The sequence below is a fragment of the Acinetobacter sp. AOR01_HL genome (genome assembly GCF_027855455.1).
GTDB classification, from domain to species: domain Bacteria; phylum Pseudomonadota; class Gammaproteobacteria; order Pseudomonadales; family Moraxellaceae; genus Acinetobacter; species Acinetobacter baumannii.
In genome coordinates this window covers 335,003-356,233 of sequence record NZ_JAKTIM010000018.1, presented here as the reverse complement: position 1 = coordinate 356,233, position 21,231 = coordinate 335,003, and the positions used below count along the sequence as shown (strand labels likewise).

General features: G+C 39.5%; 23 protein-coding genes and 1 pseudogene. 4 read left to right on the top strand and 20 right to left on the bottom strand.

The genetic code is table 11. From position 1 onward, the window contains the following. Positions 1 to 6: 6 nt before the first annotated feature. Positions 7 to 987 (bottom strand): phenylalanine--tRNA ligase subunit alpha, encoded by a 981-nt coding sequence (gene pheS, locus MKL62_RS06270; RefSeq protein WP_000050953.1) that lies wholly within the window; start codon positions 985 to 987, stop codon positions 7 to 9. Between the two features lie 157 nt (positions 988 to 1,144). Here pheS and MKL62_RS06265 point away from each other — a divergent pair, with 157 nt between their 5' ends. Beyond that, the gene (locus MKL62_RS06265) at positions 1,145 to 2,146 is read left to right on the top strand and encodes a hypothetical protein (RefSeq protein ID WP_001207252.1); all 1,002 of its coding nucleotides are present in this window, start codon (positions 1,145 to 1,147) and stop codon (positions 2,144 to 2,146) included. Between the two features lie 6 nt (positions 2,147 to 2,152). Here the strand turns inward: MKL62_RS06265 and MKL62_RS06260 are convergent, their stop codons facing one another. The 5 genes and pseudogenes from MKL62_RS06260 to MKL62_RS06240 all read right to left on the bottom strand — a co-directional run. After that, the gene (locus MKL62_RS06260; RefSeq protein ID WP_030423644.1) at positions 2,153 to 2,656 is read right to left on the bottom strand and encodes a GNAT family N-acetyltransferase; all 504 of its coding nucleotides are present in this window, start codon (positions 2,654 to 2,656) and stop codon (positions 2,153 to 2,155) included. Positions 2,657 to 2,714: 58 nt separating this feature from the next. Then, positions 2,715 to 3,272, bottom strand: a complete 558-nt coding sequence (locus MKL62_RS06255) for a riboflavin biosynthesis intermediates N-glycosidase (protein ID WP_000650943.1) — start codon at positions 3,270 to 3,272, stop codon at positions 2,715 to 2,717. 90 nt (positions 3,273 to 3,362) lie between these two features. Beyond that, positions 3,363 to 3,722, bottom strand: a complete 360-nt coding sequence (rplT, locus tag MKL62_RS06250) for a 50S ribosomal protein L20 (RefSeq protein WP_000124858.1) — start codon at positions 3,720 to 3,722, stop codon at positions 3,363 to 3,365. Between the two features lie 11 nt (positions 3,723 to 3,733). Beyond that, positions 3,734 to 3,928, bottom strand: a complete 195-nt coding sequence (rpmI, locus tag MKL62_RS06245) for a 50S ribosomal protein L35 (protein ID WP_001096359.1) — start codon at positions 3,926 to 3,928, stop codon at positions 3,734 to 3,736. Beyond that, positions 3,916 to 4,047 (bottom strand): annotated as a pseudogene (locus MKL62_RS06240) (hypothetical protein); the annotation flags it as partial. The gene rpmI and the pseudogene MKL62_RS06240, both read right to left, overlap by 13 nt. Before the next feature lie 129 nt (positions 4,048 to 4,176). On the opposite strand from MKL62_RS06240, the gene nreB reads away from it, so the two are divergent. Then, positions 4,177 to 5,427, top strand: coding sequence for a nickel resistance MFS transporter NreB (gene nreB / locus MKL62_RS06235; RefSeq protein ID WP_005129646.1), 1,251 nt, complete (start codon positions 4,177 to 4,179; stop codon positions 5,425 to 5,427). Positions 5,428 to 5,467: 40 nt separating this feature from the next. Here nreB and MKL62_RS06230 read toward each other — a convergent pair whose 3' ends face one another. From MKL62_RS06230 to thrS, 4 genes are all read right to left on the bottom strand, one after another. Next, the gene (locus tag MKL62_RS06230; RefSeq protein WP_000954155.1) at positions 5,468 to 5,896 is read right to left on the bottom strand and encodes a YqaA family protein; all 429 of its coding nucleotides are present in this window, start codon (positions 5,894 to 5,896) and stop codon (positions 5,468 to 5,470) included. A 52-nt stretch (positions 5,897 to 5,948) separates the two neighbouring features. Continuing rightward, positions 5,949 to 6,569: a glutathione S-transferase N-terminal domain-containing protein gene (locus MKL62_RS06225; RefSeq protein ID WP_000566578.1), complete on the bottom strand. Its 621-nt coding sequence runs from the start codon at positions 6,567 to 6,569 to the stop codon at positions 5,949 to 5,951. 205 nt (positions 6,570 to 6,774) lie between these two features. Beyond that, positions 6,775 to 7,326: a translation initiation factor IF-3 gene (gene infC, locus MKL62_RS06220; RefSeq protein ID WP_012297364.1), complete on the bottom strand. Its 552-nt coding sequence runs from the start codon at positions 7,324 to 7,326 to the stop codon at positions 6,775 to 6,777. 5 nt (positions 7,327 to 7,331) lie between these two features. Then, positions 7,332 to 9,254 carry a threonine--tRNA ligase gene (gene thrS / locus MKL62_RS06215; protein WP_001121792.1) on the bottom strand — a complete coding sequence of 641 codons (1,923 nt, stop codon included), beginning with the start codon at positions 9,252 to 9,254 and terminating at the stop codon, positions 7,332 to 7,334. 410 nt (positions 9,255 to 9,664) lie between these two features. Between thrS and MKL62_RS06210 the strand changes: the two genes are divergently transcribed. Beyond that, positions 9,665 to 11,293, top strand: a complete 1,629-nt coding sequence (locus tag MKL62_RS06210) for an acyl-CoA synthetase (RefSeq protein WP_000253052.1) — start codon at positions 9,665 to 9,667, stop codon at positions 11,291 to 11,293. 60 nt (positions 11,294 to 11,353) lie between these two features. Here the strand turns inward: MKL62_RS06210 and yjgA are convergent, their stop codons facing one another. From yjgA to mazG, 9 genes are all read right to left on the bottom strand, one after another. Next, positions 11,354 to 11,890, bottom strand: a complete 537-nt coding sequence (gene yjgA / locus MKL62_RS06205) for a ribosome biogenesis factor YjgA (RefSeq protein ID WP_000124014.1) — start codon at positions 11,888 to 11,890, stop codon at positions 11,354 to 11,356. A 2-nt stretch (positions 11,891 to 11,892) separates the two neighbouring features. After that, positions 11,893 to 12,162, bottom strand: a complete 270-nt coding sequence (locus MKL62_RS06200) for an HPr family phosphocarrier protein (protein WP_000567533.1) — start codon at positions 12,160 to 12,162, stop codon at positions 11,893 to 11,895. Beyond that, on the bottom strand, positions 12,159 to 13,010 hold the full coding sequence (rapZ, locus tag MKL62_RS06195; protein ID WP_000821671.1) for an RNase adapter RapZ: 852 nt from the start codon (positions 13,008 to 13,010) through the stop codon (positions 12,159 to 12,161). Before rapZ ends, MKL62_RS06200 begins: the two co-directional genes overlap by 4 nt. Before the next feature lie 22 nt (positions 13,011 to 13,032). Then, on the bottom strand, positions 13,033 to 13,881 hold the full coding sequence (gene panC / locus MKL62_RS06190) for a pantoate--beta-alanine ligase (RefSeq protein WP_000846362.1): 849 nt from the start codon (positions 13,879 to 13,881) through the stop codon (positions 13,033 to 13,035). Positions 13,882 to 13,884: 3 nt separating this feature from the next. Further along, positions 13,885 to 14,694: a 3-methyl-2-oxobutanoate hydroxymethyltransferase gene (gene panB, locus MKL62_RS06185; RefSeq protein WP_000624763.1), complete on the bottom strand. Its 810-nt coding sequence runs from the start codon at positions 14,692 to 14,694 to the stop codon at positions 13,885 to 13,887. Positions 14,695 to 14,739: 45 nt separating this feature from the next. Next, positions 14,740 to 15,222 (bottom strand): 2-amino-4-hydroxy-6-hydroxymethyldihydropteridine diphosphokinase, encoded by a 483-nt coding sequence (folK, locus tag MKL62_RS06180; RefSeq protein WP_030423643.1) that lies wholly within the window; start codon positions 15,220 to 15,222, stop codon positions 14,740 to 14,742. Continuing rightward, on the bottom strand, positions 15,219 to 16,682 hold the full coding sequence (gene pcnB, locus MKL62_RS06175; RefSeq protein WP_005129648.1) for a polynucleotide adenylyltransferase PcnB: 1,464 nt from the start codon (positions 16,680 to 16,682) through the stop codon (positions 15,219 to 15,221). Before pcnB ends, folK begins: the two co-directional genes overlap by 4 nt. 124 nt (positions 16,683 to 16,806) lie before the next feature. Next, positions 16,807 to 17,217, bottom strand: a complete 411-nt coding sequence (locus MKL62_RS06170; RefSeq protein WP_002041921.1) for a ComEA family DNA-binding protein — start codon at positions 17,215 to 17,217, stop codon at positions 16,807 to 16,809. Next, a complete protein-coding gene (mazG, locus tag MKL62_RS06165; protein WP_000359487.1) occupies positions 17,186 to 17,992 on the bottom strand; it encodes a nucleoside triphosphate pyrophosphohydrolase in 807 nt (268 codons plus the stop codon). The genes MKL62_RS06170 and mazG overlap by 32 nt, the downstream gene beginning before the upstream one ends. A gap of 111 nt (positions 17,993 to 18,103) precedes the next feature. Between mazG and MKL62_RS06160 the strand changes: the two genes are divergently transcribed. Next, on the top strand, positions 18,104 to 18,877 hold the full coding sequence (locus MKL62_RS06160; protein ID WP_000682841.1) for an SDR family oxidoreductase: 774 nt from the start codon (positions 18,104 to 18,106) through the stop codon (positions 18,875 to 18,877). 44 nt (positions 18,878 to 18,921) lie between these two features. Here the strand turns inward: MKL62_RS06160 and MKL62_RS06155 are convergent, their stop codons facing one another. Then, positions 18,922 to 21,228 (bottom strand): RelA/SpoT family protein, encoded by a 2,307-nt coding sequence (locus MKL62_RS06155; RefSeq protein ID WP_000259109.1) that lies wholly within the window; start codon positions 21,226 to 21,228, stop codon positions 18,922 to 18,924. Positions 21,229 to 21,231 lie beyond the last annotated feature (3 nt).

The following is a 21,231-nucleotide window of genomic DNA, read 5'->3' as shown; positions in this document are numbered from 1 at the left end:
AAAATGTTAGGCAAATTGGCGTAAGAAACGCACATCATTTTGATAGAACATACGCAAGTCATTAATGCCATAACGCAACATTGCAAAACGTTCTACCCCTAAACCAAAAGCAAAGCCTTTGTATTTATCAGGATCAATCCCCGCAGCACGCAATACATTTGGATGTACCATGCCACAGCCTAATACTTCTAACCAACGTCCACGCTCATCCATGATATCCACTTCCGCACTAGGCTCTGTGAATGGGAAATATGATGGACGGAAACGTACTTTTAAATCTTTCTCAAAAAATTCATTCAGTAGGTTAATCAATAAACCTTTTAATTCAGCAAAGCTGGTGTTCTCAGCAACGTACAAACCTTCAATTTGATGGAACATTGGCGAATGCGTTTGATCTGAGTCGCAGCGGTATACACGGCCCGGACATACAATACGAATTGGCGGCTGGCTTGTTTCCATAGTACGAATTTGCACACCAGAAGTATGCGTACGCAACAAATGGTTTGCATCGAAATAGAATGTATCATGCATAGCACGTGCAGGATGGTGCCCAGGAATATTTAATGCTTCGAAGTTATGATAGTCATCTTCAACTTCTGGTCCTGTAGCAACCGTAAAGCCAGCTTTAGTAAAGAACTGGCAAATTCGTTCTTGCACTTGAGTAACAGGATGAACTGTACCAACGCGCTGTCCACGGCCTGGCAAAGTAATATCAATGGTTTCACTTGCTAATTTTTGCGCCAGTGCAGCTTGTTGTAATGCTGTTTGACGTTCAGTTAAAGCGTTATTAATTGTTTCTCGAACAGCATGAATCGCAGCACCTTGTACTTTACGTTCTTCAGGGTCCATTTTCCCTAATGCTTTCGATTGTTCTGCAAGCTGGCTTTTTTTCCCTGTAAATTGCACACGCACCTGATCAAGTGCAACAAGGTCTTGAGCTGCTGCAATGGCAGCAAGCGCTTCTGTGGTCAGGGCTTCCAGTGACATAGTAACTCTCAAAGCAACAAATTTAAAAATATAATAAAACACTGCATTCTAACAGTTTTTCACCGTATTGATGAAGTTTATCCATCATGAAAAATGTATTAGGCAACAAAAAGATAAAACGTATAAAATAATAGCATCGTCAATGAGATCAATTATTATGGCGCTTAATCAGATTTGGAAACAACAACTTACACTTGTGACCTATGGTAACGAATACCTACGTCAAAATTTAAGTTTTAGCCAATGGCGACAACATCATATTTTTGACCAGCATAGTTTTCAATTTCGTGACTTAATTTCACAACATTTACTTGCTCAACATTTCCAAGTTTGGTTAGAAGCACTCAAAAAACAAGGGACGACTCAAATCTCTCTTCACCTATCTACTATTTTAAATGAAGAGCAAAACCCGAATAGTAATGTCGAACTTTTACCTTATGCTCATTTTATTGTAAGTCATCAAAACAATAAGAAAATCGCATGGATCTTTGGACATGAGCTTGCCGAATGGTACAGCAGCGATAACGAGTTTGAGCCGCCTCTGACTCAACGCAGCGATTTACGCTTAGAGACTTTCTGGCGTTTTGAATTGAATGAAAAATTATCTAAGAAAGTTGAAGCTGACTTAAAAGCACCTCAATGGGATGAAATCGCAAACTTTATGGAAACTGAGTTATTTCGAAGTAAGTATGCAGCAGGTTTTGAAGAACCAGAATTTCAGAAAAAATATTTTGATGGGTCAACACATCAAATTTCGGTAGAGCATCAACCAACTCTTGCTCTTATTCCTGAAAGCTACCCAGCAGATTGTGCACATCAACTCCTCTACCGCACTCAGGCCTTATCAGATTATTTAGAGCAGAAAAAACGCACCGCAAATGATCCTTTAGGGGAAGACTTAGACCAAGAACAAATTATTAACTTAAGAAACTTTACCCACAAAACTGACGACCTATTTGCAAAACTTATTGTGAAAGCAGCAAATCACTATCAAACAGCTCAATTAAAACCTATTGAGAAACCTTCTCCTTTTGATGCAACGAATGAGTCCGCAGCTCATTTAAAAGTACCTCATCACAAAGCTGGAGGAACAGGGGTAATCAAGCTTATTGTTCTGACAATAATTATTTGTGCTTTAGCCTATTATTTTGGTCTTTAATCAAGATTAAAGTTGCCATTCATAAAATAGTTCTATTATTCCAAGGCCGAACTCTGGTAGTTCGGCTTCACCAGTTAATTTGGCTCCCATTTTTTCATAGAAGAAGCGACTTGGATTTTTATTAAAAACTCCTAAACGAATAAAAGCATAACCTTGATTTAAAGCGCATTGATAGAACTTTTGGAATAACGCACGCCCTACTCCTTTTCTTTGAATTTCTCCTAATAAATAAAAAGCACGAATTTCAGCAATATTATTTTCTGGATTTAAATAACCATCGAGAAAGCCTTTCACTACTCCATTTTCAGTATAGATAAATAACTTATGATCAGGACTTCTGCTTATCTCTTTCCATAGCTGTTGTTTATCTAGTACGTTAAGCTCATCCAGTATTTCTCGCTTAATCATACCTGTATAGGTTTCTTTCCAACTCTGTACATGTACTTCTGCAATAGACAATGCATCCTTAAATGATGCTATACGAATATCTGTGTCATTTAATGGTTTCAATTCACTTCCCTCATGTCACTACTTTTTAGAGTGAAGCATTAATTCGTCTCGTACTAACCTACTCAGTTAAAAGTAACTCTCGAACATGTATTAAAGCAAAACCCAACAAATTTAGTCCTTGCCATAGAGATGGATCTTGAATGTGTGGATGGTCTTGCGCCATACCAACACCCCAAATTTTATCGACTGGAGATGCTTCAACCAAAATACGGTCTTTTGTTGCTAATAAGAATTTTTTTAACTCCGGATGCTGTGAGAATTTAGCAAAATTCGCCTGCACCACTATGTCAAAACGTTTTTCTTGCCATATCTGTTCATTATAATTACGTACTTTACGGCCTAATTGCTTCGCTTCATTCGGATGTTTAACCTGCAAAATCTGTGCAAAAATTTCTTTATCATTAAATAATTTTGCTTTTTGTGCCATCATATAGTGCTCAGCAGTAAAGTATTCAATACCTTCTACATTAAATTGCGCAGGAAACCACTGGCTAAAACAGCTTTTATCAATAAGATTAGCTTTCTTAGGAGTATGTCCCCAGAAATATAAATATTTGAACTGGTGACCTTGCTGTATTTTTTGAATTAAGTCATTCAGAAATTTTTCGTCTTTCATCATTTATCTCTGATTATTTTCTTTTTTAAAATAGAACCACTAAAAATAAAAAAGACCGCTAAAAAGCGGTCTTTTTTTGAATCTCTAAGCTTATGCAGCTAATGCGCCTTTAGCTTTTTCAGCTAAAGCAGCAAATGCTACTGCATCATGCATAGCGATGTCAGCTAATACGCGACGGTCGATGATCACTTGAGCTTTTTTCAAGCCATCGATCATACGGCTGTAAGACAAACCGTTTTGACGAGCACCAGCGTTGATACGCGCAATCCATAGAGCACGGAATTGACGTTTCTTCTGACGACGGTCACGGTAAGCGTATTGACCAGCTTTGATTACCGCTTGGAACGCTACGCGGTAAACGCGTGAACGAGCACCGTAGTAACCTTTAGCGCGAGCAAGAATTTTTTTGTGACGGCGATGAGCCACTACACCACGTTTTACACGAGCCATTTATAATCTCCTTAGATGTATGGGCACATACGACGAACTGAAGCAACGTCACTTACGTGAACCATTACACAGCCGCGCAATTGACGGATACGCTTAGCAGATTTTTTGGTCAAAATGTGGCGCTTGAATGCTTGTTTGCGCTTAAAACCGTTTGCAGTCGCTTTAAAGCGTTTAGCTGCACCACGGCGAGTTTTTAACTTAGCCATAGTAACCTCTTTTGGGCACCTGTTCGGCACGATTGCACCATTGCAAAATCGACCTGCAGGTAAGGAAGCGCGTATTTTATAGTATGCTGACTAAAATTAAAACTATTCCTAGAATTTTTTTAAATTAACCTCTTTAGAAATGAGAAAAACCTATCTCTTTTTTAGATGAATATAATCGGCAATAATTTCAGCATCGCTGCTTATTTACCCCTATAATATGGGCAAATTATCAACATACGATATTTCAAATGCAGAAACATGATGCATTCGCTGCCCTGCGCTATAGAGATTTCTCAATTGTCACCATTAATCAATTTTGCTTAACATTAGCAATTTTGATTCAAGAAATTATTGTTGCCTATTTACTTTATCAAATTACCAAAGACCCTCTAACTTTAGGTTTAATTGGACTAGCAGAAGCCATTCCATTTATTGCCCTATCGCTTTGGGGTGGTTATTTTGCTGATAAATTTAATAAACAGGTCATCATGAAAATCTGTTTATTTTTCTCAGTACCTCTTCCTTTAGTTTTATGGTTACTGTTCCATCTGCATGGGTTGGGTCATATCAGTGTAAATTTCCTTTCTTGGGGCATTTATGCGGTTATTTTTGGTTTGGGCACCATACGTGGTTTTTACAACCCTTCTGCTACATCCCTAAAACCATTTTTAATTCCACGTGAGCTTTATGCAAATGGTGCAACATGGACAACCATTGGTTGGCAGAGTGGTGTAATTATTGGGCCTATGCTCGGTGGGTTCATGCTCGCTTATTTAGGCAGAGAAACCAGTCTTTTTAGTGTTGCCGGTCTACTTAGTATCTGCTTTATTCTCATTAATTTATTACATAAACGTAGCTTTCCTAAAATTGAAACTGCCAATGTTATAGAAAGCTTAGGCGATGGCTTTCGCTTTATTTGGAAAACCAAAATAGTTCTTTGGGCGATTTCTTTAGACCTTGCCTCTGTTTTATTTGGTGGTGTAATCGCTCTACTCCCTATTTTTGCCGAAGATATTTTAAAAGTCGGTCCTGAAGGCTTGGGTTACTTGCGTGCGGCTCCTTCTATTGGTGCGCTCATTACTATGATTGCTTTAACTCGTTTTCCGCCAACTCAGCACGCATGGCGTAATATGCTACTTGCAGTTGCAGGGTTTGGTGTATTTACAATCCTTTTCGCGTTCTCGAACAACATGTGGTTATCCCTATTTGCGTTGGCGATGACGGGTGCTTGCGACAGTATTTCGGTGGTAGTTAGACAAACCATTTTGCAAATATTTCCGCCAGAAAATATGCGTGGTCGCGTAGCGGCTGTAAATGGAATGTTTGTCTCATCAAGTAATGAGCTGGGTGCATTTGAATCAGGCTTGGCTGCCAAATATTTGGGAACTATTGCAGCGACTATTTTTGGTGGTTGTATGACTCTTGCAGTGGTGACATTCTGTTGGCTAAAAACCAATGATCTTTTTAAAGTCGATATTACTAAAAGCTCAGAAGATTAGTTAAATCATTTTAATAAAAGCATCTTCGGATGCTTTTATTTTAAATAAAACCTGTAATTACCCAATAAATGAAGATATAACGCCCAGCCTTAGCGATAAGGACCATAAATAAAAAGCGCCAAAAATTTTCTTTGAATAAGCCAGCAACCAAAGTAATAGGGTCACCAATCACAGGTGTCCAACTTAAAAGCAGCGAATAAAAGCCATATTTATGATAAAAGCGTTGGGCTTGTTCTAAACGTTTTTCAGAAACTGGGAACCATTTTTTATGTTTAAACTGTTCTATTTTTAAACCTAACCACCAGTTTATACATGAGCCCAATACATTTCCGAAAGTAGCAATCAGAATGAGAAGAAAAGCTGAATGTTGATTTTTTAATAATAAAGCAGCAAGTACAGCTTCTGATTGTAGCGGTAATAAGGTAGCCGCCCCAAAAGCACTCAGAAAAAGTAAAAAGTAACTTAGCATATTAAATTAGACCAAATCACCTTTCACCTTATTCATTACCCTACCAATAAACTTAGATGACTTTAATTGATAATGCTTTTTGTACTGCAGGGCGTGCTGTTAAGCGAACAATGTATTCTTGTACATACGGGTAATCCTCTAATTGAATCCCCTGCCATTCATAACGCAAAATCCAAGGTAGAATTGCCATATCAGCAATGGAGTATTCCCCTGCAACAAACTTCTGACCAATGAGCTGTTTATTCAACACACCATATAAACGCTTAGTCTCATTTACATATCGGTCTATAGCATAGGGAATTTTCTCTGGCGCAAAGCGGTTAAAATGATGATTTTGTCCCAACATAGGACCTAAGCCACCCATTTGCCACATAAGCCATTGTTCCACTTCAACTCGCTCTTGCTCGTCTGTTGGGTAGAACAATCCAGTTTTTCGCCCTAAATACTGTAAGATCGCGCCTGATTCAAATACTGAAATTGACTCACCACGTGGACCATCTTGGTCAACAATGGCAGGAATTTTATTATTCGGAGAAATTTTCAGAAAGTCTGGTTGAAATTGATCATTTTCTAAAATATTAATTGGGTAAAGGGTGTAATCCAGTCCCATTTCTTCTAAGGCAATTGTGATTTTATGTCCATTGGGTGTGCCCCAATAATATAGATCAATCATTCTATTTTCCTATTCATCGTTATCATGACTGCGTCTTGCGTTATATCATGTTTTGGGTAATACAATGATATTTCCAACACCAAAAAACACATAAAATTTGAGAATAACTTTGGATTAAAACGATATTAAACGTCAGTTTAAGAAAATAGAGCTAAAAGATGAGAGGTATAAAAAAGCACTGCTTTTGCAGTGCTTTTTTTGAGTGTTACTTTTTCTTTTTCGGTCCAAGTAACATACCCATTTGTCGACCTTCCATTTTCGGTGCTTGCTCTACAACCCCTAACTCAGCTACGTCTGCTTCAATTTTTTGCAATTGAGCTAAACCAAGTTGTTGGTGAGCCATTTCACGACCACGGAAACGTAAGGTGATCTTAACTTTGTTGCCTTCTTCAAGGAACTTCAGAATAGCACGAAGCTTAACTTGATAATCACCTACATCAGTTGCTGGGCGTAGCTTGATTTCCTTCACTTGCACTTGATGCTGTTTTTTCTTGGCATCTTTTTGCTTCTGTTTCAGGTCAAACAAGTGCTTGTTGTAATCCATGATTTTACAAACAGGCGGCTCAGCGTTTGCGACAATCTCAACAAGGTCAAGATCTGCATCCTCAGCAGCACGCAGTGCTTCATTTAATGAAACAATTCCTTTTTGCTCACCATCAGCACCGACAAGGCGTACTTCTTTTGCACGGATCTCATCGTTAATTGCTGGACGGTTACTCTTTGCACCTTGTTGTTGGTTACGGTCAGGCTGTTTAATCTTTCTTACTCCACAATATACCGGCCACGTTCGGCGACGGCAGATTTCACTAAGTCAATGAAAGCATCCACTGACATAGTACCTAAATTTTTTCCTGAGCGAGTACGTACATTCACTGTACCTTCTTCAACTTCTCGATCACCAAGAACTAACAGGTAAGGAATGCGCTCTAGAGTACGCTCACGAATCTTAAATCCGATTTTTTCATTTCTCAAGTCAGAAATAGCACGAAGACCATTTTCCTTGAGTTTTGCCACAACTTGCTCACTTGCTTCAGCTTGAGAATCAGTGATATTCATGACACATGCTTGTACAGGTGATAGCCAAGGCGGCATAAAACCAGCGTAGTGTTCAATTAGTATACCAATAAAACGCTCAAAACTACCAAGAATTGCACGGTGCAACATGACAGGTTGATCACGCTCGTTTTCTTCAGTTACATAAGAAGCATCTAAACGAACTGGCAAGTTGAAGTCACACTGAATGGTACCACATTGCCATACACGACCAAGACAGTCTTTTAAAGAGAACTCAATCTTTGGACCATAGAATGCGCCTTCACCCGGCTGCAATTCCCATTCAAGACCAGCTGCATCTAAAGCATCTGCCAAAGATTTTTCAGCTAAATCCCAAAGTGCATCATCCCCTACACGCTTTTCTGGGCGAGTAGATAATTTCATTTGAACTTCTTCAAAGCCAAAGTCTTTATAAACATCTAAAGTGAGTTTAATAAAGTCTGCAACTTCTTTACCGATCTGTTCTTTAGTACAGAAGATATGCGCATCATCTTGAGTAAAACCACGAACACGCATAATACCGTGTAAAGAACCAGACGGCTCATTACGGTGACAAGAACCAAACTCAGCTAAACGAATTGGTAAATCACGGTAAGACTTTAATCCTTGGTTAAACACTTGAACGTGACAAGGACAGTTCATTGGTTTTACAGCATAGTTACGACTTTCAGAATGAGTCGTAAACATGTTTTCTGCATAGTTTGCCGCATGACCAGATTTCTCCCAAAGCGTAAAATCTACGATTTGCGGAGTTTTGATTTCTTGGTAACCATTGTCTTGCTGAACTTTACGCATGTACTGTTCTAGTACTTGATAAATAGTCCAGCCATTTGCATGCCAGAACACCATACCCGGTGCTTCTTCTTGCATATGGAACAAGTCTAATGCTTTACCAATTTTACGGTGATCACGCTTTTCAGCTTCTTCAATACGCTTGATGTAAGCTGCTAACTGTTTTTTATCAGCCCAGGCAGTACCATAGATACGTTGAAGTTGTTCATTCTTCGCATCACCACGCCAGTAAGCACCAGAGATTTTAGTAAGCTTGAATGATTTTAAGAATTTTGTGTTCGGTACGTGCGGACCACGACACATATCTACATATTCTTGGTGGTAGTACAAGCCCATTGCTTTTTCTTCAGGCATGTCTTCCACAAGACGTAATTTATATTCTTCGCCGCGGTCAGTGAATACTTTGATGACTTCATCACGCGGTGTCATTTTTTTGATAACGTCATAATCTTGATCGATGAGCTTTTTCATACGCTCTTCAATCGCTGCCATATCATCTAGTGTAAAAGGACGTGGCATCCAGATATCGTAATAGAAACCTTCTTCGATGACCGGACCAATCACCATTTTTGCTTCAGGGAAAAGCTGTTTTACTGCGTGCCCTACAAGGTGTGCACAAGAGTGGCGAATGATCTCAAGACCTTCTTCATCTTTTGGAGTGATAATTTGTAAGGTCGAGTCTTCGGTAATTAAGTCACATGCATCAACTAAGCGATCATTTACTCGTCCAGCAACGGTATTTTTTGCTAAACCAGGCCCAATACTTTGAGCGACTTCCATAACAGATACAGGGTGATCAAAACTCTTTTGATCGCCATTTGGCAATGTGATAATTGGCATAAAAAAATCCTTAAGGAGTGATGCCCTATACGAAGGAGCATTTCACCGCGAGATTATGATCGAGGCAAGCCTCAAAATATAAAAACGGTGTAAATCAAAATTAAAAACCTGAAAGATTTTACACTTGTTCAAGCCAAGTGAAAACCTTTGTACTCATAAAATCATAAATACATTTTGCTTATACGGTAAACAGCAATAAATGACTTTAATAAAGACCTAGCTAAATTTTCAGAAATACATAAATAGGATAATTATTCATCAGAACTGATTTAAGATGTTGAAAATAGCATTTCTGCTCATTTTCTGACTGGGAGGTATTTCTCTTTAAGACTAAAGCATTAATGCTTTGATTACTATTAAGCCATATTTTCAAAGAATGAATTAAAAAATAGAACATGGAGTTGTTTCACATGGTTAGTGCCTATAACGAATTACCACGCACACCCGCAAACTTTGTTGCGTTATCCCCTCTGCGCTATTTAGAGCGCGCAGCTTATATCTACCCAGACCAAGCTTCTATTATTCATGGCAACCGTCAGATTTCATGGAAACAAACTTATCAGCGCTGCCGTCAATTTGCATCTCAGCTTCAACAATTAGGCATAGTTAAAAATGATACGGTTTCAGTTTTACTGCCAAATGTACCAGCAATGATTGAAGCACATTTTGCTGTACCAATGGCGGGTGCTGTTCTTAATACCCTAAATACCCGTTTAGACGCTAAAACCATCGCTTTTATGCTAGAGCATGCTGAAACTAAAGTGCTTTTAGTTGACCCCGAGTTTGTTAATTTAGCAAGAGAAGCTTTATCACTCATTCCTAACCAACATATTATTGTGATTGATGTTGCTGATGAAGAGTATGAAGGCGAAAACCAATTCCTTGGTTCTTTCGAATATGAGGAATGGTTAGCTCAAGGCGATGCCAATTTTGAATGGCAATTACCTGAAGATGAGTGGGATGCAATTAGTTTAAATTATACCTCTGGAACCACTGGAAATCCTAAAGGAGTGGTTTATCACCACCGAGGTGCTTATTTAAATGCGGCTAGTAATATTTTAGCTTGTGGCATGAAACCTCGAGCCGTTTATTTATGGACACTTCCTCTGTTTCATTGTAATGGTTGGTGCTTTGCATGGAGTATTGCAGCAAGTGGCGGAACCAATATTTGTCTACGTAAAGTTGACCCAGAACTGGTGATGCAGCTTATTGCAAAACATAAGGTGGATTACTTCTGTGGTGCTCCTATTGTCCTATCCATGATTATTAATCTGCCTAAGGAAAAGCAGCCAAGCATAGAACATCATGTTGAAGTTATGGTGGCAGGTGCTGCTCCACCTGTCGCTGTCATTGAAGGTATGCGAAATATTGGGATTAATGTCAACCATGTGTATGGTTTAACCGAAACCTATGGACCATCTGCGCTTTGTGCTTCTCAAGCGGGATGGAGCGACCTCTCCATTACCGAGCAAGCGCAACTACACTCTCGTCAGGGTGTGCCTTATCCTTTACAAGATAGTATGCGGGTGTTAGATCCTGAAACGATGCAGCCAGTTCCAAATGACGGTGAAACCATGGGAGAAATTATGTTCCGTGGCAATATTGTCATGAAAGGATATTTAAAAAATCCAAAGGCAACTGAAGAAGCCTTTGCAGGTGGCTGGTTCCACACGGGTGACCTAGCTGTTTGTCACCCAGATGGTTATGCAAAAATTACTGATCGCTCTAAAGATATTATTATTTCAGGTGGAGAAAATATTTCATCTTTAGAAGTCGAAGACGTTTTATATAAACATCCAGCAGTTTTAACAGCCGCTGTTGTGGCAAAACCTGACGAACGTTGGCAAGAAGTACCATGTGCATTTATTGAATTAAAAACTGGGGCTAGTGTCACGCCTGAAGAAATTATTGAGCACTGTCAAAAAGAACTGGCGCGCTTTAAAGTTCCTAAAGATGTGGTGATTACTGAAATTCCAAAAACTTCAACAGGTAAATTGCAAAAATTCATCTTGCGTGAATGGGCAAAAGAACGTGCTTAACCCGAACCCTATAAAAATAAAAAGCGGCGTATCTAACGCCGCTTTTTATTTAAAACTGTATTAACCTTGATCTGACAATAGAGCAACCTGTTGTACATAGTTAATAAATTTCATTTTAGTTGCTTCTAGATCTGCTTCTGCAACTTGCTGGGTTTTATCACGATTAATTCTTAACACATGCTGACGTAAAGTATGTCGTTCTGATGCATTATAGATTTTGCTAAATTCATTGATTGCAGGGTCACCCTGCTCGATCATACGATCCACCCAACGCATGAGTTGAGCTTGTTTCTTCGCGCCTTGCTGAGGGGTCAAATAAGATAAAATGACTGTCTCATCTTCATTGCGCAAGAGTTTACCAACACGCTGAAACTGACGACGGCGTGCTTCGAACGAACTAATATTCTGAACTTCCAAAAGAGCATCAATTAAACGCTCATCAACAGGAAGTTTTTGAATTTGTTTGATAGAAAGTTGTGCTAACTGCTCACCTAAAGCAGCCATACGTTGAACTGCTTTTTTCTGTTCGGTTTTACTTGCACGTCCTTCTAAAGAATCAAAATCTTCTTCAGTATAACGCTTGGGACGACGTGCCACGATTAATCTGCCTCATAAAATTTTGCGGCGAATAACGCCTGTACTTCATTTAATGCCTGTTCTTCGTCAGTGCCATCAATGACTAAACGTAAAGTAGTCCCTTTACCTGCACCTAACATCAGTAACGACATAATATTCTTTGCATCTACTAAATGATCGCCCTTACCAATTTGAATTGACGAACGAAACTTTGTAGTGACCTCTATCAGTTTTCCTGATGCACGTGCATGTAAACCGAGTTTATTAATTACATCAACAGTTGTGTCTATCATGACCAGTGCTTCATTTCTCTGTGTAAGACCTGAACAGACCATTCTGCCTCAAGTGCTTGTTTTAGTCTATCTACCATATAAACTGAACGATGCTGGCCGCCTGTGCAACCTATTGAAATCGTCATATAGTGACGATGCCCTTCAGCAAATGCCGGCAGCCATTTTTTTAAGAAGTGGAGAATGTCCTCAAACATTTCATTTGCTTGTGGACTTGCTTCTAAAAATTGTTTAACTGGCTCGTCTAAACCAGAAAAGCGGCGTAATTCTAAATCCCAATGCGGATTTGGTAAATGCCGTACGTCAAAAACATAGTCGGCATCTAAAGGAATGCCATGTTTATAACCAAATGACTGCAATATAACAATCAGATTATCTGACTGCCCTAGTTTTGATAGCAAGATATGTTTTAAATCGTGAACACTTTTATCTGTGGTATCAATGTGAACAGTGGCACGAAACTGAATTGGAATCAGCAACTGCTTTTCTTCATGAATACACTGTAAAAGGCTTTTGAAACGATTTGCTAACGGATGTGGACGACGTGAAGCACTAAATCGTGCAATCAAATCTTGATCTTGTGTCGTCAGATAAATCACATCAACCGTACCATGTTTTTGTAATTGCTCAAAAACATGGTCGAACTCTTGCATATCTGCCCGAGTACTTCGTACATCCACCCCTAAAGCAAGCTGCTCAAGATTATTTTCATGATCTAGCTTTGCCACGATCTCAGGCAGCAATGCCAAAGGTAAATTATCAATACAGTAGTAGCCCAAATCTTCTAATACTTGAAGAGCTGAAGATTTTCCTGAACCAGACTGTCCTGTCACGATAAGTATACGCTTCATGGCATGGCTGTCCTTTTATATATTATTGAGGTGTAAAGGCAACTTGTAGATTATCAATTAAGCGCGTTCCACCTAATTTCGCCGCGACAAACAACACAATATCACGATCAAATTGAGAAGCAGCTAACAAATTAGGTTGGCGAGCCTCCACATAATCCACAACAAAACCATTGTCTGTCAACAGTGTTTTCAAATCTGCCAAGACTTGTTGTAAATCTTTACCTTGGTGTAATTGCTCTTCGGCTTGTTTTAAACCCTGATAAATGACTGGTGCAACCTGACGCTGTTCAGGAGTCAAGTAACCATTTCTTGAACTCAGTGCCAAACCGTCTTCTGCACGAACAATTGGTACGCCAATAACTTCTAACGGAATATTCAAATCCTGTACAAACTGGCGAATCACTGCTAATTGCTGGTAGTCTTTTTGACCAAAGAAAGCATAATTCGGTTGCACAATATTAAAGAGTTTGGTGACAACCAGTGCCACACCATCAAAATGCCCCGGACGTGAGCTTCCACATAAATCATCAGTAATTTGACTGACGCTAATGTTAGTTAAGCGAGGTTGTGTACCGTACATTTGTTCAACTGATGGTGCAAAAATAATGTCACAGCCAACATCTGCAAGTAGACGACTATCCTGCTCTAACGTACGCGGATAATTATCAAAATCTTCACCCGGACCAAACTGTGTTGGGTTCACGAAGATACTCACAACCACAACATCACATAACTTTTTCGCTTCACGAACAAGAGTGAGGTGGCCTTCATGTAGATTTCCCATCGTTGGGACAAAACCAATGATTTTACGTGCAGCTCTAGCAGGATTTAAAGAAGCAGCTAAGCCTTGTATAGTGGTTTCTGTTTTCATGAATTACAGCTCAACTTGGAAAGTGTGTTCTTTAGCTGGGAACGACTGATCTTGTACAGCAGCATGAAAAGCTTTAAAAGCATCTAAAATCGCTGTTTCACCAGATTGTTCTTTCATAAAGTTACGTACAAAACGCGCAACTCGACCAAACGTTAGACCTAACATGTCTTGTACAACCAATACCTGACCATCAGTCGCATTACCTGCCCCAATACCGATCACAGGAGTATTTGGGAACAATTCAGCAATTTCTTGACCTAATTGTGCCGGAACGCATTCGAGTAATAAAACTGCCGCGCCCGCTTCAACCACCGCCGTACAATCGGCAATAAGCTGATCGGCTGCTTCACGCGTTCTAGCTTGTAACTTGTAGCCACCAAATACATGTACAGACTGAGGAGTTAAACCTAAATGTACACATACAGGCACACCATTACGTGTTAACACTTGGACAGTTTCACTTAGCCATGCACCACCTTCGATTTTGATCATTTGGGCACCAGCTTGCATAACTGTTTTCGCATTCTGCAAAGCATCGTTTAAAGTGGCATAACTCATAAATGGTAAGTCAGTCATAATTAAAGCATGCTGATTACCGCGACGGACTGCCGCTGTATGATAGGCCATGTCTTCAACAGTTACAGGTAAAGTTGAGTCACGCCCCTGAATTGCCATTCCAAGAGAATCACCAATTAAGATCGTATCAATTTCAGCAAGTTCCATTGCTTTTGCCATACTTGCATCGTAACAAGTTAGGCAAGAGAACTTACGTCCTTCGGCTTTAAATTTTCTTAAGTCACTTAGACTAATCATGATGGTATCCTCTACAGGAGTTTGCAGAACGTAATAAGTCCGGCTTTAAGTCCAAGACTCATCAGCAAGTACAGTCAGCGTTGGCTGCTGTATGAGTTCTAAATTTTTAAGTGGCTGATCATTAATATGTAGATCAGCATCTAAATCTAATAAAGGAATCACAACAAAATCTCGTTGTAATATTCCTACATGCGGCACCGTTAAGCGCTCATTTTGTATTTTTTCATTGCCATAAATCAGTAGATCAAGATCTAAAGTTCGCTCCCCCCAATGACGGAGTCTCACCCGCCCAGCTTCCTGCTCAAAACGCTGTAATTGGTCAAGTAATTCAAGCGGAAGTAACTCGGTTTTTAGCTGAGCGACTGCATTTAGATAATTCGGCTGATCTTGGGGACCCATAGGGGGACTTTGGTAAAGTTTAGATACTTTCACTTCACCAAGAGATTTAAGTTTGGTTATCGCTTCAGATAGAATCTGGCGTGAATCACCTAGGTTACTTCCTAAGCCAATATATGTGGTTACTGTCATTGTGTCGGCCCAAAAATAACTTGGCTCAAATCACGTTGTACCCGCTTGCGCTTTAAAATTGGATGATCACTCATCACATTCGTTTGTGCTGCGGAAGATTTTTCAATAAAACGGTCAATAGACTGCTCTTGTCGTGCACGCTCTTTTTTACCACGACGGCTTCGAGGCTCTGGAACATCAACCAAAGGCTCAATTTCCGTATCAACTTTATTGCTTTCAACAGGCTCAGCAGCAATCTTACGACGACTTTTCGCCTTCTGACGATTATATTGGCTAATCGCAGCTTCTTTTTCGTCGTTTGACATTTCTTGGTAAGCTTCCCACCAGCTTCCCATTCCCTGTGTTGTGTCATCACCTGACTTTTCACGAAGTAATAAGAAGTCAAACCCAGCGCGGAAACGAGCATGGCTTGCCAATGCTTCAATTTGCTGTGGTTTTGGATTAAGCAAACGGGTTTGCATTTCCCAAACTTCACGAATAAAAGTTTCGGCAAAACGAGGAATAACTGTGCGTGTTGCTTGACGTTTTAAAACATCCAAACCTGCTTGAGCACGTGCTTCGGCCGGAACAACGCCTTTTGATAAATAAAAATCACAACGCTCTAAAAATGGCTGCCACAATAAAACTGCATAGAAAAATGCCGGATTAATCGTTTTACCCACCTGAATACGTTGGTCAGTATTTTTTGCTGCACGTTGAATAAATGGAGTGAGATCCGGACGAATATCTGCAAAAAGCTGTTTCCACACGCCAAAGTCAATCAACATTGGTAATACGCGTGCCAAATGCCCCATTGTGAAAAGCTTTTGAGACTCATCGTATAAACGGTGTGGTGAAACATCACGAAGTAATTGCGTCATCTCAACATCAAAAATGTCGAGAATTGCCGGATCAATTTTAAAGTTGAGCTTAGCTGCAAAACGTAATGTCCGGAGCATACGCACCGGATCTTCTTCAAAACGTTGCACAGGATCGCCCAATAAACGTAAAGTCTTACTTTTGACATCATCAATTGCTTTACAGAAATCGAGCACAATACCCTTACGCGGCTGGTAGTACAGAGTATTGATAGAAAAATCGCGTCGAGCAAAGTCCTGTTCGATGGTTCCCCAGTTGTTGTCACGTAAAATCATGCCCGAAGCACTGGTCACCGCTTTTTTAGGAGGAGCACGGAAAGTGGCAACTTCGATTAGCTCACGTCCTGAATAGACATGTGCCAATTCAAATCGACGGCCAATAATTCGGCATCGACGGCCAAAAACTTCTTTAATTTGAGAAGGTGTTGCATTGGTGACTGCATCGAAATCTTTAGGATTGAGTCCTAGCATTAAATCACGGACACCACCCCCAACAATATAAGCTTCATAGCCTGCTTTAGTCAGACTATCGATCACATCTAAAATCGAAGAAGGAAGTTGGGCTGTGGACAAACCACATTTTGACGCTCGCAAGGTTTGCAAAAGACGCTGTCTCCTACGTCAGGACGTAAATAACAAGTTGTCGCTAATCATAGCTCTAACACACACAAAGGGCAATTTGATTCTCTTAGATTGCGCAGGAAATGATAATTGACGAATAGAACTTTTATAAGGCTAAACGTGATTTATTTTTTTCAAAAATAGCTGGTCCGATTCCTTTGACGTTTTTAATTTCGTCAATATTTTTAAAGCTACCGTTCTTTTGTCTGTATTCTACAATCGCTTGAGCCTTTTTCTCACCTATACCTTTTAACTGCTGAAACTCATTTACATTCGCCTGATTCAAATGAATTTGCCCTGTAGAGTCATTAAAATTTTTAGTTTGAGAAATTTTAGAACCATTAGAATGAGAAGACTTAGTGATGTTTAACTTTTGGTCATACATCTGCTGTTTAGCCTTCCATTCTTGAAAGTTTTGATCAAAAGATTGTGCGTAAACCGAAGGTGAAATTACTCCCAAGCACAAAATTATTAAAACAAAATACTTATTTTTCCAAAATCTCATGCTGTATTGCATGTGGTTTTTCCCCTGATTTTAATTGTCGTTTTGCCTGATTCCACAATTCATCCATTTCGGACAAGGTCATGTCTTCCAATGTTCTTTGCTGTTTTATGGCTTGCTCTTCAATAAAAGCAAAACGACTTCTAAATTTATGTATGGTTGATAAAAGTGAACTTTCACTTGAAATGCCAAGTTTACGTCCTACATTGACTAATGAAAACAGGCAGTCTCCAAATTCATCTTGAATTTCTTCACTATTTTGATTTTCAAGTGCTTGTTTAAACTCATCTAATTCTTCTTCTAATTTTGTATAAGCATCTTCTACCGTTTCAAAATCAAACCCAACTTTTGCAACATTTTTTTGAATTTCCTGCGCCTGAGATAGTGCTGGTCCATGTTTAATTTCATCTAATCTTGATTGTGGTTTTCCTTGCTTTTCTTGTTGTTTAATTTGTTTCCATAACTCACTTACTTGTTCTGGTGTTAAGTTGTTAAATTGGTCTGCTTGAAAAACGTGCGGATGGCGTCGTACTAATTTTTCGCTAATTGCCTCAACCACATCTTGAAAATTGAACGCCCCCTGCTCGCTAAACATTTGCGATTGAAATACCACTTGTAATAACAGATCACCCAATTCATTCCGAATTTCATTAATGTCACCTTGACGAATGGCAGCCTCGACTTCATATGCCTCTTCAATCGCATATTTAGTCAGTGACATTGGAGTTTGCTCTTGGTCCCACGGACATTTTTCACGTAGCTCTTGCATAATTTTAAGCAATTTATCCATATAACCCTCAAGTTCAAAAAATTGGTCAGTAACTTTAAAATCTTAATTTGCTATGATCAAAATTAAAGCGGCAAATCATTCGTCATATTGTAACGATAAAGAGAAAAAAAGATGAAACATAGCATTCTGATTAGTGGCGCAGCTCAAGGTATTGGAGCAGAAATTGCACGGGTATTTTATCAGCGGGGTTATAAAGTCGGCATTTATGACATTAATGAGTCGCTTGCTCAAAATTTAGCGCAGGAATTAGGACCAAATGCATGCGCAGGCTATCTAGATGTCAGTGACTACAGTCAGTGGCAACATATATTAAAAGAATTTACCGACTGGGCTGGCGAGCTTAATATTTTGGTGAATAACGCAGGGATTTTATATTCCGGAGCCTTTGAAAATATCGATATCAAGTCACACCAAAGAACAATCAATATTAATGTAAACGGCGTAATCAATGGCTGCCATGCTGCACTCCCTTATTTAAAGCAAGCTTCTTTTGCACGAGTCATTAATCTCTCTTCAGCTTCTGCAATTTACGGGCAAGCTGACCTCATTTCTTATTCGGCCAGTAAATTTGCAGTGAGAGGAATTACCGAAGGTTTAGATGTGGAATGGAAAAAATACGGTATTCGTGTTTTAGATGTGATGCCTTTATTTGTACAAACCGCAATGGTCAACAATATGGATGCAGGTTCTATTCAAAACATGGGAGTCGATTTAACGCCTAATGATATTGCTCAACAGGTGCTTTCACTTGTCGAGAAAAAAGCTCATTTCTGGACACCTACTCACACTCCAGTTGGCATAAAAACCAAATTGCTTTATCAACTCTCAACAATAAGCCCCCAGTTTTTAAATCGTTTAACTAATATTTATTTATCGAGAAAGTAGCTCATAAAAAAGGCCGTCAATTGACGGCCTTTTTCTCAATTTAGTTAAACACCTTGAATCATGCGTCGTGCGCTAATAATCCCTGGTTGTTGCTCTAAACGAGCTAACAAACGTGAAAGCTGAGCCAAGCCTTTCACCTCAATGAGCAACTTCATATTAGCAATACCATCTGCCTCAGAAATTGTGTTCACCTGACGAATATTAATCTGGTCAGAAAAAATCACTTGAGTTAAGTCTTTGAGTAAGCCACGACGATCATAAGCCTCAACTACAATTTGAACACTTTGACCACGAGTTGGCTGCATCTCCCAATCCGCTTCAACAGCACGTTCTGGCTCTTGCTTGATCATGCGTTGATAATCAGAACACAAGACTTTATGAATACTTACCCCACGGTTCAATGTGATATAACCGGCAATTGATTCACCATGAACTGGTTGGCAACACTGCGCAATATGTAGCTCAACATTGTCTAAACCATCAATTAAGATGCCATGCGCAGACAGAGTATGGCTGGCACGTGGGTTTAATGTTGGTTTAAGTACCAGTTCAGGCTCATCCTGATCCAGATGCATTTGACGATTAATCTGATTAATCAGGGCATGCAAACTAATATCGCCGCTGACCAGACTAACCAAAATATCATCCCCTGTTTTCACATTAAAATGTGACGAGTAATCGTTGAGATCGATACTCTTAGGGTGAATCGCCAATCGAGACAATTCTTTGTTGAGTAATTCACGACCAACTTCAAGGTTCTTACTACGGTCTTGCTGTCTGAACCAATGACGTAATTTGTCACGAGCACGAGCTGTCTTGATATAACCTAAAGAGTTCACCAACCAGTCACGGTTAGGCTCACGATCCTTCTTAGTTAAAATCTCAACCTGCTCACCTGTTTTTAACGTATAGGTTAATGGTACATAGCGCTGGTTAACACGCGCTGCATAACACTTGTTTCCAACCTCTGTATGCACATGGTAAGCAAAGTCTAAAACTGTTGAGCCACGTGGTAGTTCTTTAATATCACCATCACGACTAAAGACATAAATCTTTTCAAAACCTTCAAAGTCTTGAAGCTGATCAAAACCTTCCGTCTCATCTTCATTTTGATGTACTGTTGTTTCATTACGTTCTTGGTAATGTTCCAAAACAGCACGAAGCGAATGCAAACGGTGGTTAAAAGAGTGGTCGGTATTCTTTGAACCTTCTTTATAGTTAAAGTGCGAACATACCCCTAACTCTGCTTCGTCATGCATCTCATGAGTACGGATTTGTACCTCTAAAGATTTATTCTCAGCAATAACAGCAGTATGTAATGAGCGATAACCATTGGCTTTCGGGTTAGTAATATAGTCATCGAACTGATGTGGGATATGACGCCAAATCTGATGAACAATACCTAATGAGTGATAACACTCAGGTACGCTATTCACCAATACACGTAAAGCACGAATATCATAAAGCTGATCGAAACTTAGGTTTTTGCTTTTCATTTTTCGATAAATCGAATAAATGTGTTTTGCTCGACCTGTAATTTCAGCTTCAATACCATGCGCCGCCAATTCACTTTTTAAACGGTCTATCACGAACTGGATATAATGTTCACGCTCAAGACGTTTTTCATTGAGTAATGAAGCAATCTCTTTATAACGGTCTGGCGCCAAATAACGAAACGCTAAGTCTTCGAGTTCCCACTTCAGCTGTGCAATACCAAGGCGATGCGCTAATGGCGAATAAATAGTTAAAATTTCACGCGCCACACGCTCTTGACGTTCACGTGATGAGTTTGCCAACTCACGTAAAGAGTAAGTACGTTCAGCTAACTTAATTAAAACGACACGAACATCTTCGGTCACTGAAATCAGCATTTTATAAATGCCGCTTAAATGTTCCCGTTGGTTGTTATTAAAATGGTCTTCTAGTCGTTTATTTTTTTCAATAAGCTCTGAAAGCTTACCCATTGCCAAAGTACCTTTGACAAGGTTATAAACTTGCTCACCAAACTTTCGCTTTACTTCTTCTATATCAGTAATGTCCTCACGAACACTACGATAAAGCATTGCAGCAGATAAAGTATCTTCATCTACATGTAAATGCGCCAGAATATCAGCCATTCCAACACCAGTAGCAAATGTATTGGAACGATGATTAACCGTTGAATCTAACTCTTTTTGTAGGGTTAAATGCGCAACCTCTTCGAGTTGTTTAAGCTCTGCCCCATCTAATATTTCACGAACCCGATCCAACCATGAGGCTAAACCGACTTGTGTTTCGGCGGCATGCTCTACAGTCGTTTCCTCTGACAACTCAGTTAGTTGTTCAGGTAACTGTTCACGTACTGTGACCATACC

Bases quoted from the DNA above. Each gene is read 5' to 3' on its own strand.
- pheS (WP_000050953.1), bottom strand. From the start codon at position 987: ATGTCACTGGAAGCCCTGACCACAGAAGCGCTTGCTGCCATTGCAGCA.
- MKL62_RS06265 (WP_001207252.1), top strand. From the start codon at position 1,145: ATGGCGCTTAATCAGATTTGGAAACAACAACTTACACTTGTGACCTAT.
- MKL62_RS06255 (WP_000650943.1), bottom strand. From the start codon at position 3,272: ATGAAAGACGAAAAATTTCTGAATGACTTAATTCAAAAAATACAGCAA.
- rplT (WP_000124858.1), bottom strand. From the start codon at position 3,722: ATGGCTCGTGTAAAACGTGGTGTAGTGGCTCATCGCCGTCACAAAAAA.
- rpmI (WP_001096359.1), bottom strand. From the start codon at position 3,928: ATGGCTAAGTTAAAAACTCGCCGTGGTGCAGCTAAACGCTTTAAAGCG.
- nreB (WP_005129646.1), top strand. From the start codon at position 4,177: ATGCAGAAACATGATGCATTCGCTGCCCTGCGCTATAGAGATTTCTCA.
- MKL62_RS06230 (WP_000954155.1), bottom strand. From the start codon at position 5,896: ATGCTAAGTTACTTTTTACTTTTTCTGAGTGCTTTTGGGGCGGCTACC.
- MKL62_RS06225 (WP_000566578.1), bottom strand. From the start codon at position 6,569: ATGATTGATCTATATTATTGGGGCACACCCAATGGACATAAAATCACA.
- thrS (WP_001121792.1), bottom strand. From the start codon at position 9,254: ATGCCAATTATCACATTGCCAAATGGCGATCAAAAGAGTTTTGATCAC.
- MKL62_RS06210 (WP_000253052.1), top strand. From the start codon at position 9,665: ATGGTTAGTGCCTATAACGAATTACCACGCACACCCGCAAACTTTGTT.
- MKL62_RS06200 (WP_000567533.1), bottom strand. From the start codon at position 12,162: ATGATAGACACAACTGTTGATGTAATTAATAAACTCGGTTTACATGCA.
- rapZ (WP_000821671.1), bottom strand. From the start codon at position 13,010: ATGAAGCGTATACTTATCGTGACAGGACAGTCTGGTTCAGGAAAATCT.
- panC (WP_000846362.1), bottom strand. From the start codon at position 13,881: ATGAAAACAGAAACCACTATACAAGGCTTAGCTGCTTCTTTAAATCCT.
- panB (WP_000624763.1), bottom strand. From the start codon at position 14,694: ATGATTAGTCTAAGTGACTTAAGAAAATTTAAAGCCGAAGGACGTAAG.
- folK (WP_030423643.1), bottom strand. From the start codon at position 15,222: ATGACAGTAACCACATATATTGGCTTAGGAAGTAACCTAGGTGATTCA.
- MKL62_RS06170 (WP_002041921.1), bottom strand. From the start codon at position 17,217: ATGCAATACAGCATGAGATTTTGGAAAAATAAGTATTTTGTTTTAATA.
- mazG (WP_000359487.1), bottom strand. From the start codon at position 17,992: ATGGATAAATTGCTTAAAATTATGCAAGAGCTACGTGAAAAATGTCCG.
- MKL62_RS06160 (WP_000682841.1), top strand. From the start codon at position 18,104: ATGAAACATAGCATTCTGATTAGTGGCGCAGCTCAAGGTATTGGAGCA.
- MKL62_RS06155 (WP_000259109.1), bottom strand. From the start codon at position 21,228: ATGGTCACAGTACGTGAACAGTTACCTGAACAACTAACTGAGTTGTCA.